Origin of the sequence: Arthrobacter sp. efr-133-TYG-118 (genome assembly GCF_030209755.1) — a bacterium.
Classification (GTDB): Bacteria; Actinomycetota; Actinomycetes; order Actinomycetales; family Micrococcaceae; genus Arthrobacter.
On the sequence record NZ_JARVRH010000025.1, the window covers coordinates 74,569 to 89,849 of the forward strand.

General features: G+C 64.1%; 12 protein-coding genes. 4 read left to right on the plus strand and 8 right to left on the minus strand.

Annotated features, from left to right (window positions below; translation table 11 throughout):
* Window positions 1-5 precede the first annotated feature (5 nt).
* Window positions 6-2,615 (minus strand): bifunctional lysylphosphatidylglycerol flippase/synthetase MprF, encoded by a 2,610-nt coding sequence (locus tag QRN59_RS19760; RefSeq protein ID WP_284984162.1) that lies wholly within the window; start codon window positions 2,613-2,615, stop codon window positions 6-8.
* Window positions 2,616-2,837: 222 nt separating this feature from the next.
* Here QRN59_RS19760 and QRN59_RS19765 point away from each other — a divergent pair, with 222 nt between their 5' ends.
* Both QRN59_RS19765 and QRN59_RS19770 read left to right on the plus strand, forming a co-directional pair.
* Window positions 2,838-3,692 carry an SGNH/GDSL hydrolase family protein gene (locus QRN59_RS19765; protein WP_284984163.1) on the plus strand — a complete coding sequence of 285 codons (855 nt, stop codon included), beginning with the start codon at window positions 2,838-2,840 and terminating at the stop codon, window positions 3,690-3,692.
* A gap of 158 nt (window positions 3,693-3,850) precedes the next feature.
* Window positions 3,851-4,090, plus strand: a complete 240-nt coding sequence (locus QRN59_RS19770) for a hypothetical protein (protein ID WP_284984164.1) — start codon at window positions 3,851-3,853, stop codon at window positions 4,088-4,090.
* An 18-nt stretch (window positions 4,091-4,108) separates the two neighbouring features.
* Here QRN59_RS19770 and QRN59_RS19775 read toward each other — a convergent pair whose 3' ends face one another.
* Window positions 4,109-5,584 (minus strand): AAA family ATPase, encoded by a 1,476-nt coding sequence (locus tag QRN59_RS19775; protein WP_284984165.1) that lies wholly within the window; start codon window positions 5,582-5,584, stop codon window positions 4,109-4,111.
* Window positions 5,585-5,643: 59 nt separating this feature from the next.
* Between QRN59_RS19775 and QRN59_RS19780 the strand changes: the two genes are divergently transcribed.
* Complete coding sequence (locus QRN59_RS19780; protein ID WP_284984166.1) at window positions 5,644-5,970, plus strand: MmcQ/YjbR family DNA-binding protein; 327 nt, start codon at window positions 5,644-5,646, stop codon at window positions 5,968-5,970.
* Between the two features lie 10 nt (window positions 5,971-5,980).
* Here QRN59_RS19780 and QRN59_RS19785 read toward each other — a convergent pair whose 3' ends face one another.
* The 5 genes from QRN59_RS19785 to QRN59_RS19805 form a co-directional block, all read right to left on the minus strand.
* The gene (locus tag QRN59_RS19785; RefSeq protein ID WP_284984167.1) at window positions 5,981-7,189 is read right to left on the minus strand and encodes a serine hydrolase domain-containing protein; all 1,209 of its coding nucleotides are present in this window, start codon (window positions 7,187-7,189) and stop codon (window positions 5,981-5,983) included.
* A 176-nt stretch (window positions 7,190-7,365) separates the two neighbouring features.
* Window positions 7,366-8,178, minus strand: a complete 813-nt coding sequence (locus tag QRN59_RS19790; protein ID WP_078107582.1) for a bifunctional allantoicase/(S)-ureidoglycine aminohydrolase — start codon at window positions 8,176-8,178, stop codon at window positions 7,366-7,368.
* Window positions 8,179-8,188: 10 nt separating this feature from the next.
* Window positions 8,189-9,469: a DUF6986 family protein gene (locus QRN59_RS19795; protein ID WP_284984168.1), complete on the minus strand. Its 1,281-nt coding sequence runs from the start codon at window positions 9,467-9,469 to the stop codon at window positions 8,189-8,191.
* A 2-nt stretch (window positions 9,470-9,471) separates the two neighbouring features.
* Window positions 9,472-11,067, minus strand: a complete 1,596-nt coding sequence (gene aceB / locus QRN59_RS19800; RefSeq protein ID WP_284984169.1) for a malate synthase A — start codon at window positions 11,065-11,067, stop codon at window positions 9,472-9,474.
* Between the two features lie 14 nt (window positions 11,068-11,081).
* Window positions 11,082-12,506: an NAD-dependent malic enzyme gene (locus QRN59_RS19805; protein WP_284984170.1), complete on the minus strand. Its 1,425-nt coding sequence runs from the start codon at window positions 12,504-12,506 to the stop codon at window positions 11,082-11,084.
* Window positions 12,507-12,716: 210 nt separating this feature from the next.
* Between QRN59_RS19805 and QRN59_RS19810 the strand changes: the two genes are divergently transcribed.
* Complete coding sequence (locus tag QRN59_RS19810; RefSeq protein WP_184741615.1) at window positions 12,717-13,472, plus strand: IclR family transcriptional regulator; 756 nt, start codon at window positions 12,717-12,719, stop codon at window positions 13,470-13,472.
* A gap of 88 nt (window positions 13,473-13,560) precedes the next feature.
* On the opposite strand, the gene QRN59_RS19815 is transcribed toward QRN59_RS19810, so the two are convergent.
* Window positions 13,561-15,132, minus strand: coding sequence for an NCS1 family nucleobase:cation symporter-1 (locus QRN59_RS19815; RefSeq protein WP_284984171.1), 1,572 nt, complete (start codon window positions 15,130-15,132; stop codon window positions 13,561-13,563).
* Window positions 15,133-15,281 lie beyond the last annotated feature (149 nt).

Here is a 15,281-nt window from a genome sequence, read left to right on the forward strand (position 1 = left end):
CGGCTTCAGGGGCGGCTCTGACCTGGCGTTCCGGAGCGCTTGGGCCAGCGGAAGATCCGGCCTGCCAATGCCAGCCCCGCTCCGAGGTTGAGCATTGGCAGGTAGGCCCGTGCCACCGCGGTCCCAACGGCAGGCAGGGAAGCGGCATCGGGGTAGAGCATGTAGAGCGGCTCGTACCGGGGCCTGAATTTTGCTTTGAACGCCAAGAGGGACCTGAACCCGTACACCGGTTCCAAAGTCGCCCCCAACCAGTCGAGCAGTCGGTCGAGGCTGCCGGGCGGCCGGGATCGTGGCCTTGGGCGCGGCACCTCCGAAGGATCTTCTTCGACACGTGCCAGGGGTGCCCCGGAAAGGCTCACGAATTCGCATCCTTCATCCTTGAGGCTGAGGGCCGCTGATGCGATGAGGAATTCGATGCTGGCACGGAAGCTGCCGCTACGGCGACGCATGAAATCGAGGGTCCAGCCAACGATGTGCCCGTGGCGGTAGACGGGCAACCAAGAGGTGACTGCGTGTACTGTGTGGCGCTTGTCGATTGCAAGCAGGCAGCGCACCTCGGGGTCGTCGAGTTCGTCAAGGCTGCCCAGGGTAAAGCCCATTTCGGGCATGTTCCTGTCTGCCACCCATTCTTCGGAGATTTCCTCGATCTGGACCTGGACCGAGAAAGGAGCCGAGGCGTAACTCGTCCATTCGTAGCGAATGCCCGCCTTCGCGGCATTGTTCAACGCCGTGCGGATGTCCTGGAACTTCTTTCCCTTGAAGGAGACCGAATTCAGTGGCAGGACTGTTTCCTGGGCTACTTGTGCAGAGCTCCATCCGGAGGAATCCGCGTAGTCGCGCAATTCCTGGGGTACGGAGTAGAAACACGGCGTCCACCCGTTGCCCCTGCAATAGCGGGCAAATTCTTCGAAGACGGCGGTCGTCTCGGATTTGGGTCCCACCGGGCCGCCGAGTGTGAGCGCAACCCCCGTGCTGACCCGGTAGGCAACAAAGGACAGTCCGGAAGCGGAGAACCAGTACATGTTTCCCGGCCAAGTGGTCATCCAGGACAGCGAGCTTCCCTCCCACGTCTTGATGACCTTCCGGGCACGCTCAGTACTGGCGTCGTGCCGGGTGTGAGCCTGGTGGAGGAACGTCCTGAAGATCAGGACACCCCCGATCGCCCAAAAGACGACCCCGACGCCTTCGTACACGAGAACGGCGGCCGTGCCTTGGGGGAAGATCGCCGGCGGCACATCCAGGACGAAGCCCAGCGGAAGGAACCGGTCAGGGACATCCGCCAGTAGCTCGGGCAGCCCCGGAACAGGGGAGAAATCCTGCGCGAGGAAGAACCCGGCACCGACATAGACGACACTGAGCACAGCCGCTATCGCAAGTACCCGGACCGCGAGGTGTCTGTAGGTCCCTTTCGGCGCCTGGACATGAAACAGCCGTCGGGTCGCGAGCAGGATGATGGTCAGCGCAAGGGGCAGGAGCAGCGGCAAGGCCAGGGTGAACGGCTGCGAGGGCGCCGATCCTTCGATTGCGGCAATCCCCTCGCTCGCACCGGTATCGGAAGTAGTCGGCTGCAGGACTCCGGCGAGTGCAATTCCGGCCAGGACGGAAAGGCCCACCTGGATCAAAAGGGTTCCCACCCAGGCAAAGCGCCGTCCGCGGCGGAGGCCCTCCGCAAGCAGCAGCAGGAGGAAGGACGGAAGAATGGCCATGAAGATCCCGCCGGCGCCGGCGCGCAACTGCAGCTGTGCGACGGCACAGTCCTTCGCTTTCGCCGGATCCGAGCAGAGGCCCTGGAGCGTTTGGGGATCGACGGGCTGGATGTTGGTAAACAGGAAACGCAGGATGGACAACGGTCCAACCGCATGCGGGATGAGGCCGGCGACTACCGGACCGATCGCCGATACGGCAATGAGCAGCGAAAGCAGCACCCGGCCCTCGTGCCGGGAACTGACCGGGCGCGCAAACCGCGGCCGACGGCCCATCAGCAGCGGCCCGAGAACCGTACCCGCACCTGCGGCGCCGAGCCTGACCAGGTCCGCAAACCCTCCGCTGTACAGGGCGAGGAGGAGCAACAAGGCGAAGACGACGAGCCGGATCCGGCGCCTCCACAGGGTTGCCATGGACGCAGTTCCCGCCATGGCGGTACCGATGATGAACGCACTGGGACCCACGAAGAGGTGGCTGCCTATCTCCGCAGTCCAGCTACCGAGCAATCCTTGGGCCAAGGCAAGGAATCCAAGGGCAATGCCAACGCCCAGAACCTGGCTGGAGACAGCAGCGATTGCGTACGCCCGCCGTCCCATTCGTCGTTCCAAAGGCACGCCCAGCAGCAGCACCAAAGCAGTTTCCAGCACGTAGCCCGTCAGGTCCCTGGCCCAGACGGCGGAAGTCATGGCGGCCCACCAGTGATCAGGTACGGAGCGGGGTGTAAGTGCGAAATTGAGCCGCAATTGCGCGTCCGGTCCCGTGGCGAGACTGGAGGTCAGCGCTCCCAATCCCCAGAAAACGATGACAAAACCCAAGGTGAGCTGCGCTGAACGCAGTCTTCCCGTCCATGATCGCCGCGAACGGACATCGGGGACGGGGTGGGTTTCCGGCTCGGGCGCCGGTGCGTGCACGGGGTTCCTATCTGTGCGTCGGAAAGATGGGGTGCGAAATGAAATTCTTCCACACTGGCCGTCCGACGAGGATAATTCCGACGCTGCCGTGACCTTCCCGGTCCCGATCCAATAGACTCCGACGTAGGCAGGCTGCCGGCTCGTTTCGTCACCGGTCTATGAGCGATGCAAAGTTGCGTATACAACGCTTAAACGAACAGAAAGCAAGCCCGGGACAGGTCGATGCACAAATCTCGCATACTCCGCTCCGCTGCATCCGTGATCGCCGCCGGAGTGCTTTTGGCAGGCTGTTCACAGGCGCCCGCTGAACCGAGCGACTCATCCAGCGGCAGGCAGACAGCGGCACCCGTTGCGCCGTCGGGTAGTCCGGCGGCTGCGGGCCAAGGTCCCAAGAAACCTGATTCCGGGCCGGATCCGGCAAAGCTTCCCGTGGGTTCCTTGTACAAGAATCCAAGCAACAACCGGAACGAAATCATCCTCGCGGATGTCCGGCACACGGCCGTCCTTATTGGGGACTCCCAGTCAGAGCCAATGGGCTCGTGGCCGCGGGAGGCTTTGGGCTCGCTTGGTTACAAGGTGTACTCCGTGGCCCGGGGCGGTACGGGATACGTGGCCGCGACGAGCAAGAGCGGCAACTACATCGATGCGCTGCAACGAGGAGACTGGGTCCTGCCTTATGGGACGCCGCCGCTCATCGTTGTCGAAGGTGGAGGCAACGATGCCTCCCATGCCGCCAGCGATGAGCAGATCACCGCCAACGCCAACAGGCTCCTCGCTGCCCTCAAAAAGAGGTACCCACAGGCGAAGATCGTGATTATCGGGACTCTTGCCAAGGGTGCCAACGCGGGCGGGGGGCGCCGTACCCAGGTTGACGCGCTACTGGGCAATATTGCAGCCAAGGCCGGGGCTCCCTTCTTCAGCGTCGGGGACTGGATCAGCAAATATCAGGTCGCCGGGGACCTCGTGGACGGCGTTCACCTGAATGCTGCCGGGCACGCCAAGCTCAGTGGTGTACTGGCGGCGGACATGGCCGCAGCGGGACTTCGCCTGCAGCCGGATCCGAGGAGCGCATCATGAGAATTGCGGTAACCGGGGGAAGCGGGAAACTGGGCAAAGCGTTGTCCGCAGGCTGAGCGCCGATGGCCATCGAACTCACCTGCACCACGGCAACCGAAGACGGAGCCCACCGAAGATTGAAGCTGGCAGAAGTTCGCGCGCCGGAGAACAATTGATTTATGGTCAGCTATTCAGCCCTTGAACAAGCGTCCAGCAAGAATCCGCATGACTGGGGCCGGGCAATGGCAACGGCGATGACGAAGCTCCTGGATGCGGCTCGCATTGACGGACGGCATTTTGAACACGAGTTCCTCTATGGCGAGGAACTACGCATGAGGATCGACGAGAACAACGGCGGAGCCACGGTCAAGCTCACGTGGACGCCCGCGGACCAGGAACCCGAATCCACGGATGCCTAGGCGGCGAACAACGTCGGCTTATGGTGTTGTTGCGTCCACGGGTAAGGGGCCCGGGTGTGGTCCGGGGAAGCCGGAGTGGCCACCAGGGCCGTTGCCGCCCTCCCAAGGTCCGCCCGCACCCTCGTTGCTTCCGAGCAGGCTACGGGTCAGGGCCTCTCCGTCGGCCATGAGCTGTCCCACCGCGGAGCCCAGGTGCGAGTCGCCGGGAGTCTCGCCCGCCAGCGCTGCCGCGACCACCGAGCGTCGGATCAGCTCCTTCGCGAACGACGCCGTGGTGCCGGCCGTCCGGTCTGCCGCGGCTTCGATCGCCGCGGAGGAGAACGCGAGTCCGTTCGAATACAGACGCAAAAGTTCCACCCGCTCTTGCTTGGACGGAAGTGGGATTTCCACCGCCAGGTCCACGCGTCCTGGCCGCTGGGCGAGCGCCCGCTCCAAAAGGTCCACGCGGTTGGTGGTCAGCACGAACGCGACGTCGGCGTCGTTGTCCAACCCGTCCATGGCGTCTAGCACCTCGAAGAGCAACGGTTTGGGCCCGTGGCCGAAGCTGCGGTCTTCGGCGATCAGATCGCAATCTTCCAGCACCACGATGGACGGCGCCAAAGCCCGGGCGATCTTGGCCGCCTCGGAAATCCTGGCGAGCGAACCGCCGGAGAGGAGTACCGCCGTCGTACCCTCGCTTTGGCTTAGCAGGTACCGGACCGTGTGTGTCTTGCCGGTCCCCGGCGGTCCGTAGAGAAGGAGGCCGCGCTTGAGATGCTGTCCGTGCGCAGCCAAGATGTCCGCTTGCCGGGCAATGCCCAGGGTGTGGCCCTCCACTTTGTCGAGGAGGCCATCCGGAAGGACCACATCGCTGCTGGCGAGTTCCGGGCGCCTGATGAAGGTCACCCCACTGATGCTCGGCCCATAATCGCTGACTGCGAGGGCAATGATCTGGCCTTTGAAAACACTTTGGTGCTCCATATCGCGCCGCACCTCGCCCAAGAGCTCGGAAGCGACGTCAGGGTGGGTGGCCAGAACTTCGAGCGAGGCATTCTGCCGGCCGCGATCCAACTTGGCACCGCGCTGGAGGACCGCTACGGGTGATCCGGCGTAGCTAAACAGCCAGAGCCCCAGTGCAACGGCCTGGCGCTGTTGGTCCGGACCAGTGGCGAGGTTGGTGTAGTCCGCCTGGGCGACGGGAAAACGCGGGTAGCTAATGGATTGCTGCAACATGTCGCTGAAGGACATGTGGTGCCGCTGATCGCCGCCGCCGATTCCTACCAGTCGCCAGTCCGGGTCGCGGCCAGCCAGCCCTTCCATCACGATGTCCACATTCACCAAGCGGTGCGGCGGAATCTCCTCCGTCACGACGGATAGCTCATGTGCGGGCACACCGAGGTGCCCGGTCAACGCCTGTAGAAGCTGCTCGCGGTCATCGGCATGGTCCAATCCGGACTGGGCCAGCCGAGTCAGTGTTGCGAAGTCTTCGATGAATTTCCCCAATTTTTCATCCATGCACAGACCCTAGCAGGAGGGGCATTGCATGGTCAGGGGTGCCGGTGCCACAGTAAACCATGGCTACGGAGGAAGACGTCCGCGTGATTTGCCGTGGATTGCCCGGTATAAGCGAGCGGCCCAGTTGGGGCCAACCGGCGTGGTTCGGTAAGACCTTGATGGCTCGGATCTGGGAAGACGGCGTCCTCACCGTGAAAACCGAGGAACGGGAAGCGCTGGCAGGAACCGATCCCGGCACGTACTTCTGGACGCCGCACCACGATCGCTCCCCGAAATTGGTGTTGGTCCGCCTGGAGGGGATTGACGTCGAGGAACTGGGCGAACTGCTGCAGGAGTCGTACCGGCTCGCAGGCGGAGGGGCACCTGGCGGGCGAGCGACGGGCTGAGGGTCCCGACTCAGCAGAGCCCGTTCATGGTCGCGATGGCCACCTCCCGGAGCTGCTCGAACTCCGATTGGCCGCTGCCGTCCGTCGATTCAATGTGTTTGTCCGTGTCGGATGGATACGCGAAGCTCATGGTTATCTGGCGGCTCCCGTCGCTCGTGGACAACGCGATGCTCGCAAACCAGGTGCTGCCGCCGTAGCCGTAGTAGAAGCCGTTCGTGCATTCGTCATTCCAACGCTGGAGCCCGAGGCCGTGGTTCGCCTGCCACAGGGTTTGCATGTCGCGGAGGGTGTTCGCCGTGAGTAGCCGGCCCTGCATGAGCGCTGCATAGAACGTGTTGATGTCGCCCACCGTGGAGATGACTCCCTCGGCGGGGGAACCGACCAGGTACTCCGGCTGCGAGGCATTGATGCGCTCGCCGTCGATGAATTCATAGCTCTGGATCATGTCGCGCGCATCCCGGTCCGGCTCGGCAGACAGCGAGGTGTGGCTCATTCCGAGCGGTACGAAGATCTCTGACTTCAGGACGTCCTCGATCGGCTGTCCGCGGAGTTTTTGTACGATGGCTGCCAAGGCGAAGTAGTTGGCATCCGAGAAGCGGAACAGCTGGAAGTTGGCGTGTGCCCAAGGCACGGTCCCGGCCATCCGGAGATATTCCTCGATGCTGAACCTGGTGTCGATGGCCTGTTTGGGCGGCATGGCCTTCAAGATGGCTTGCGGTGCGTCGGGCAGGCCGGAGCTGTGGTTCAACAAGGAGCGGATCGTGACGGGGCCGGGCGGGTGGACGAGCTGCTCGAATTCCGGGAAGTACTCCGTGACGGGGTCCTCAAGGCCTAGCTTTCCTTCCTGGACAAGCTTGAGCACCGAGACCGCCACCATTGACTGCGTGATGCCGCCGGCCTGGATCCGGTCGGTCACGGCTACCGGTTCGCCGGTCTCGACGTCTTGGCTGCCGTAGGCCTGGGACCATTCCCGGCCCCGGACTTTGATCTGGACGACAACGGCAGGCGCGCCCCGGTTGAGCATTTCATGCGCGAAGAAATCCGCAACAGGGGATTCAGGAAGTGCTGCTTGCGCATCGGACGTCGAGGTACCCGGCAGGGGTTCACTTGTCAGAGGGTAGGTGCAAGCGCCGGACGCCAAGGTCAAAGCCAGGACGACGGCCACCCGGAATCCCGCCCGGGATACGCGGGAAGTGTGAGAGGCCCGCGCAGCCTCCATGGCTGCCTCCTGAAGCTACGCTGCGGGCAACGGCTTGGCGCCCTTGCCCCCGTAGTTTCGATCGTCCTCTTCGGAAGCGCGGGGGTCAACGTTGAGAACGCGGGTGCGGCCCGGGGGCTGCGTTCCAAAACGCAGCCCCCGGGCCACACCCACGATTCAGACGGAAACGGGAAACCCTAGGTCAGTTTGATCTGCCGGTTCATGTCCTTGTACAGCAAGTAACGGAACTGGCCCGGGCCGCCGGCGTAGCAGGCCTGCGGGCAGAAGGCGCGGAGCCACATGAAGTCGCCGGCTTCCACTTCCACCCAGTCGTTGTTGAGCAGGTACATGGCTTTGCCCTCAAGCACGTAGAGGCCGTGCTCCATGACGTGGGTCTCCGGGAACGGGATGACCCCGCCCGGCTGGAACGTCACAATGTTCACCTGCATGTCGTGGGCCAGGTCGCTGGAATCCGTGAAGCGGGTGGTCTTCCAGGCGCCGTCGGTGTCCGGCATCGCCGTGGGTTCCACCTCGGCGTCACTCGTGACGAACGACTTTGCCTCGTAACCCTCAAGCCGTTCGTAGGCCTTGCGGATCCATTGGAAGGAGACGATGTCGTCGGAGACGTTTTCCAGGCCCCAAGAGGCGCCGGCGGCCAGGTAGGCATATCCGCCCTCCTCGAGCTCGTGCAGTTCGCCGTCGAGGGTCAGGTTGACCTTGCCCTTGGTGACGAAGACGACGCCTTCGACGCCTGCCTCGAACTCGGCCTTCGGAGCGCCGCCTCCCGGGCCGATCTCCACGATCAGCTGGGAGAACGTGGTGGCGAATCCGGAAATCGGGCGGGCCAGGATCCAGGAACGGGTGTTGGAGAAACCCGGCAGGGTGCTGGTCACGATGTCGGTCATGACACCCTTGGGGATCACGGTGTAGGCCTCGGTGACGATGGCCCGTTCCGTGGTGAGGTGGGTCTGCGGCGGCAGCCCGCCCTGGGGGTAGTAGTACTTTCCCATCATTGGATCCTTACTTGGAGGTGGATTGTGCCAGCCGGGGATGCGCCAGTGCAGTCAGCCGGGAGAGTTCGACGCCGGCAAGCGCCAGCACTTCTTCGGAACCCACCGCTCCGCACTGGACGCCGCGCAGGACGAAGGCGGCGAGGGCGCGGGCAGTGGCGGGTTCGTCCATGACGCCGCCTTCGGTGCGGTCCACGTAGTTGCGGAGGCGGGCCGCGGCAGCAGGCAGGCCCTCGCGGTAGAAGGCATACGTTGCCGCGAACCGGCTCGGCAACTGGGCAGCGTGCAGGTCCCAGCCCTGGTAGTAGCCGCGTTCAAGGGAACGGCGGACCAGCCGGCCGTGCAGCTTCCACGCATTTTCCACGTTGTCGCCCACCGGGATGATGTTGGTGGAGCCATCGGAGAGCCGGATCCCCGTGCCCGCAACGGCCAACTGCATGACTTCCTTGGCGAAATCCGCCACCGGGTGCTCCATGGACTGGTACTCCGCGGAGATCTGCAGCGAAGCGGAGTAGTCGTAGGTGCCGTAGTGCAGTGCGCTGATGCGGCCAGGAACTGCGTGCGGAAGCTGGGCCACGGGGGAAGTTCCCTCCGGGCCGAGGATCAGCTGCGGTGTCTCCACCTGGACCTCGAAACGGAGCCGGCCCGCCGGAAGGGAGTGGATCTCTTCGAGCCGGGAGACCGCGTAGTCCATTGCCTGTACCTGGGCCACCGTGGTGACTTTCGGCAGGGTCAGGATGAGGCCCTCGGGCAGCTCCCCGGCCGAGGCCAAAGTGGAGACGAACAGGTCCAGGGTCTTCAGGCCACGTGCCCGGGTGGGCGCCTCGAAGCACTTGAACCGGATGCCGATGAACGGCGGGGCAGAACCCGCCGCAACGGCTTCGCTGACAGCCTGCGCAGCCGCTACGGCCGCGACGTCTTCTGCTTCGTCGCCCCGGTCGCCGTAGCCGTCCTCGAAGTCGAGTCGCAAGTCCTCGATCGGTTCGCTGCGAAGCTTGGCAGCCACACGGGTGGCGACGGAGGCAGCCAGTTCGGGCTCCTGGCCCAGCAACGCACCGAGCCTTTCGAGACCGCCGTGGGCCTCCGCCGTCGTGATCGCCTGGGCGCCCCATTCCGCGGAGAGCGACGGCGTGAAACGGTCCGCCGGGACGTATACCGTGTGCACGGGCTGGCGGGTGCCGTCGTCGCCGGGGTAGTTGCGCTCCAGGAGCTGGTCGGTGGCGGCCAGCTGGGAGTCGATCGCGGCGAAATCCGACGGAGTCAGGGAAGCCGGGAAGGAGGAAGCGGCCATTCCTACACCAGCTCGTAGGCGGGAGTGGTCAGGAAGTCCGTGTAGTCCTCGGAGAGACAGATGTCCGCGATCAGGCGGCTGGCGGGCTCGTAGAACTTCTCGAAGGACTCGGCGTCAACCTCGCTGCGCAGGCGGTCGGTCTCTTCGCCGAGGATCCGGGTGACTAGTTCGCGGGTGACCGTGTTGCCCGTGTCGGCAAGGACGGACTTGTTGCGGATCTGCTGCCACACCTGTGAACGGGAGATTTCCGCGGTGGCGGCGTCTTCCATGAGGTTGTGGATCGCGACGGCGCCGCTGCCGGAGAGCCATACGGCGGTGTACGCGACGGCGACGTAGAGGTTCAGGCGAAGCCCGCCCTCGGTCACGTGGCCACCAGCGGATGAGATGTCCAACAGCTGCTCGGCAGTCACGGAGACCTCGGGGCGCTGCTTGTCCAGTTGGTTCGGCTTGTCGCCCAGGACCGAGTCGAACACTTCCCGGCATGTGGAGACGAGGTCCGGGTGCGCCACCCAGGAACCATCGAAACCGTCGTTGGCCTCGCGGGTCTTGTCCGCGCGCACCTTCTCGAAGGCCTGGGCCGTGACTTCGGGCTCGCGGCGGTTCGGGATGACGGCAGCCATGCCGCCCATGGCGAACGCACCGCGCTTGTGGCAGGTCTTGACCAGCAGTTCCGTGTAGGCGCGCATGAACGGAGCAGTCATGACCACGGACGCGCGGTCCGGCAGGATGAAGGACTCGCCGGCATCGCGGAAGTACTTGACGATGCTGAAGAGGTAGTCCCAACGGCCGGCGTTCAGGCCGGACGCGTGGTCCCGCAGTTCGTAGAGGAACTCGTCCATTTCGAATGCTGCCGGGATGGTTTCGATCAGCATCGTGGCACGCACGCTGCCCTGCGGGATCCCGAGGTAGTCCTGGGCGAAGACGAAGATGTCGTTCCACAGGCGGGCCTCAAGGTGGCTTTCCATCTTGGGCAGGTAGTAGTACGGGCCGTGGCCATTGAGCAGGAGCTGCTTGGCCACGTGGAAGAAGTGCAGGCCGAAGTCCACCAGCGCGCCCACGGTGGGTTCGCCGTCGAGCAGCAAGTGCCGTTCGTCCATGTGCCAGCCGCGGGGGCGGGCGACGACGACGGCGAGCGGCGCGTCCGTGCGGAGCCGGTATTCCTTGCCCTCCGGGGAGGTGTAGCTCAGCGTGCCCTGGGCGGCGTCGCGGAGGTTGAGGATGGCGTCAATGACGTTCGCCCACGTCGGGGTGCTGGCGTCCTCGAGGTCGGCGAGCCATACCTTGGCGCCGGAGTTCAAGGCATTGATGGCCATCTTGGCCGGGGAAGCCGGGCCGGTCATCTCGACCCGGCGGTCCTGCAAGGCGCGGGGTGCTTCGGCAACCTTCCAGTCGCTGTCGCGGATGTCCTGCGTTTCGGGCAGGAAATCGAGGCGTCCGGTGCGGGCCACTTCTTCACGCTTCGCGACGCGCGCCGCCAGCAGCTCGGTGCGGGTGCCCGCGAAACGGCGGTGCAGTTCCTCCACGAAGGCCAACGCCTTGGGAGTCAGGATTTCCTCGGCTCGTTCGATCGGCCGGGGGTCTGTGACTGTGAGAGCCATGGGATGGTCCTTTCCTAGAGGGCGCTAGCGGCCTGCGTTTGCTGCTGCCGCGCGTTTGCTGCGTTTGCTGCGTTTGCAACGGCTGCGGCGACGTCGGCGGCAACGTGGGGGTCGAAGACGCTGGGGATAATGTAGCTCGCGTTCAGTTCATCATCTGCAACCCGGTTGGCGATAGCCTCTGCGGCGGCCACGAGCATTTCCGGGATGATGTCCGATGCTCCGGCGTCGAGCAATCCGCGGAAGAAGCCCGGGAAGGCCAGCACGTTGTTGATCTGGTTGGGGAAGTCGCTCCGGCCGGTGGCGACGACCGCTGCGTGCTTGGAGGCAATCACCGGGTCGATTTCCGGGGTGGGGTTGGCCATGGCGAACACGATCGCGTCCTCGGCCATCGAGGCGACCTGCTCTTCACCGATCACGTGGGGAGCGCTGACGCCGATGAACACGTCCGCACCGTTGAGGGCGTCGTGCAGCGTGCCCGAGAAGCCGGCCTCGTTGGTGTTTGCGGCAATCCAGGAGCGGTGCTCGTCGTCGTACTTTTCGCCCGAGTGGATGGCGCCGGAGCGGCCGGCGGCGACAATGTGCTGCGCGCCCTGGGCCTTGAGGAGCTGGATGATCGCCGAGCCCGCGGCGCCGACGCCGGAGACCACGATCTTGACCTCGGACAGCTTCTTGTCCACGACGCGCAACGCGTTGACGAGCGCCGCGAGCGTGACGATTGCCGTTCCGTGCTGGTCGTCGTGGAAGACGGGGATGTCCAGCTCGTCGCGGAGCCGCTTTTCGATTTCGAAGCAGCGCGGGGCTGCGATGTCTTCGAGGTTGATGCCGCCGTAGACCGGAGCCATGGCCTTGGCAATCATGATGATTTCTTCAGTGTCCTGGGTGTCGAGGCAGACCGGCCAGGCGTCGACGTTGGCGAACTGCTTGAACAGCGCGGCCTTGCCTTCCATGACAGGCAGGGCTGCGGCCGGGCCGATGTTGCCCAGGCCAAGGACGGCCGAACCGTCGGTGAGGACGGCGATCGTGTTGCGCTTGACCGTCAGGTTGCGGGCAGCGGCGGGGTCCTCGGCGATGGCGAGGCAGACGCGTGCGACGCCGGGAGTGTAGGCACGCGAGAGGTCGTCGCGGTTGCGCAGGGCCACCTTCGGGACGACCTCGAGCTTGCCTCCCAGGTGCATGAGGAAGGTGCGGTCCGAGACGTGCTGGACCGTGACGCCGTCAAGCGCGTTGAGGGCGTCCTTGACGCGGTTGGCGTGGTCTTCGTCCGTGGTGTTGCAGGTGACGTCGACAACCAGGGTGTCGTGGTGCGACTCGGTCACATCCAGTGCGGTGACGGCCGCACCGGCAGCGGCGACGGCTGCGGCCAGCTCGCTCGTGGCTGTGAAGCTCGACGGCGCGGCGACGCGCAGGGTGATCGAATTTCCGGGGCTCGGGTTCGCCATTGAATTTCCTCCTCGTACAGGCCCGTAGTGGGCCTCCGCTCAAACCGAATGTTTTCGTATTATGGATATTATTATCTACAAAGTGGAAACACAAGCCCTGATTGATGGGCAAGCATTCCGGCGTCGCGTGCTGTATCTTGAGTGTTCTAAGCAATTCTTTTCACGATGCGGATAAGAGTTGTCGGATTCCGAGCCATAGGAGACAACGGAATGGCTGAAAAGCCCTCGGGAGGCGTGCAGTCCGTCGAGCGCGTCTTCGAACTGCTGGAACTCATCACCGACGCCGGCGGAGACGTCACCTTGAGCGAACTGTCCTCGTCGACAGACCTGCCGCTTCCCACCATCCACCGCCTGCTGCGCACCTTGGTGTCCCTCGGCTACATCCGGCAACTGCCCAATCGTCGCTACGCGCTGGGCCCCCGGCTCATCCGGCTTGGCGAAGGCGCCAACAAGCAGCTCGGCGCCTTGGCCCGTCCCCAGCTGAAGTCCCTCGTGGACCGGCTTGGCGAAACGTCCAACATGGCGGTCCTGGATTCCGACATGGTCATCTACGTTGCCCAGGTTCCGTCGCTGCACTCCATGCGCATGTTCACCGAGGTAGGCCGCCGCGCCCATACGCACGACACCGGCGTCGGGAAGGCCATCCTGGCCCAGCTGGACGACGAGGTGGTCCGCGGGATCGTGGCCCGCACGGGCATGCCGACTCCCACGGCAAAGAGCATCGGGGACATCGAATCCCTCCTCGCCGATTTGAACCGGATCCGCGAACGCGGCTACTCGATCGACGAGGAAGAGCAAGAGATCGGCGTCCGTTGCTTCGCGATGGCCGTCCCGAACGCTCCGACGCCGACCGCCATTTCCGTTTCCGGACCGGTGTCCCGCGTGGACCAGCACTTTGCCGACCGCGCCGTGCCCTTGCTGCGCGAGGCTGCCCTCGCGATCTCGGCCGAGCTGAACCAGAACTAACGCCCCCTTTCTCGCGCGAACTGGCAGTTGTTGCCCCTTTTCCTGCGGCAATTAGGGGCAACAACTGCCAGCTCGGCGGAGGGGTTCCTTAGACGAGGGCGCCGTCGTTCGCTTCGACGCCGTTCGGCTCCAGGTTGATCATGGGGGAGCGCTTTTCGAAGTACCAGAAAGTCAGCAGGCCCAGTGCGCAGCCAAGGAACCAGCTGTAGTTGCCGATCCAGGTTGCGTTGACCGTGGTGGCTCCGGAGTCCAGGAGCGCTTTGGGGATCAGGACCGAAGCGATCGACACCACGCCGCTGATGGCCACTGCCTTCACCGCGTTGGGGTTGTAGCCGTTGCGGAACCAGTACTTGCCGTTGGGCTTCATCGTGTACATGTCCTCAACCCACACCTTCTGCTTGCCGACCAGGTAGTAGCCGGCGATCAGGATGCCGAAGAGCGGGCCGATCAGCGCACCCAGTACGCCGAGCGTGTAGTGGATGGCGTCGTCGTTCGAGTACCAGTTCCAAGGGGTCAGGATGACGGATCCGCCCGCGGCGATCATGCCGCCCATGCGCCAACTGATCTTCTGGGGGCTGACGTTGGAGAAGTCGAACGCCGGCGAGATGAAGTTGGCCACGATGTTGATGCCCACAGTTGCGATGACAAAGGTCAGGCCGCCGAGCAACACGGCGAACACCGAATCGATTTCCTGAACAGTCTTGACCGGGTCCGTGATGAGGTGCCCGAAGACCGGGATGGTAGCCGACGCCGTGATGACGGTCAGTAGCGAAAAGAAGAGGAAGTTGACCGGCAGGCCCAGGAGATTGCCCTTCTTGACGGCCTTGAAGCTCTTGCCGTAGCGCGCGAAGTCGCCGAAGTTGAGCATGGGACCCGAGAAGTAGGACACCACCAAGGCGATCGCGGAGATCATGACCGGGATGGACGCAGCGAAGTCGAGCGGTTGGCCGGCGGACAGGTTCAGGCTGATGTTGCTGATGCCGGCCTTGGAAACCAAGTAGATGGCAAGGACCAACATGACCACGTATACGGCTGGACCGGCGAAGTCGATGAACTTGCGGATGCTTTCCATTCCGTTCCAGAACAATGCGGCCTGGGCCACCCAGAGGACTCCGTAGCAAATCCAACCCAAGGCAGAGAGGCCGAGGAAGGCGTACTGATGGACGTCGTACAACGGTTTCATGGCGGGGAAGAACTTCAGGAACACGATCACCAAGGCTTCGGAGGCAAGGAAGGTTTGAACTCCGTACCAAGCGACGGCGATCAGGCCGCGGATGATAGCCGGGATGTTGGCGCCCTTGACGCCGAAGACCGCTCGGTTGATCACGGGGTACGGTACGCCGGTCTTTTGGCTGGGCTTCGCCACGAGGTTGCAGAAAACCTGGACGATCACGATGCCCACCAGCAGGGCGACCAGCACTTGCCAGCTGGCGAGGCCGAGGGCGAAGAGGCTGCCCGCCGTCACGTAGCCGCCGATGCTGTGGACGTCTGACATCCAGAAGGCGAACAGGTTGTAGCTGCTCCAGCGCTGGTTCTTCAGGGGCGCCAGGTCTTCGTTGCTGAGCCGCGGATCGCGGTGTGCTGCGGCTTCGTCAGTCGGGCTGCCCAGGAAGGTGCCGGGTGCACCCGTTTGCTCTGGGGCGAGTTGTGCTTCGGCCATCGGTTCCTCGAATCAGGGTTATCCACGACAGGGGCAGTCGTTTCACTGATTCAATTGAATGGAACAGATGTTTCAGCGCCGTTTCCGGGCCGCTAACTCTTCTTTACGCTTGGTGCTGCCTCCTCGCGCGAAGAGGCAGCTAGTGCCCC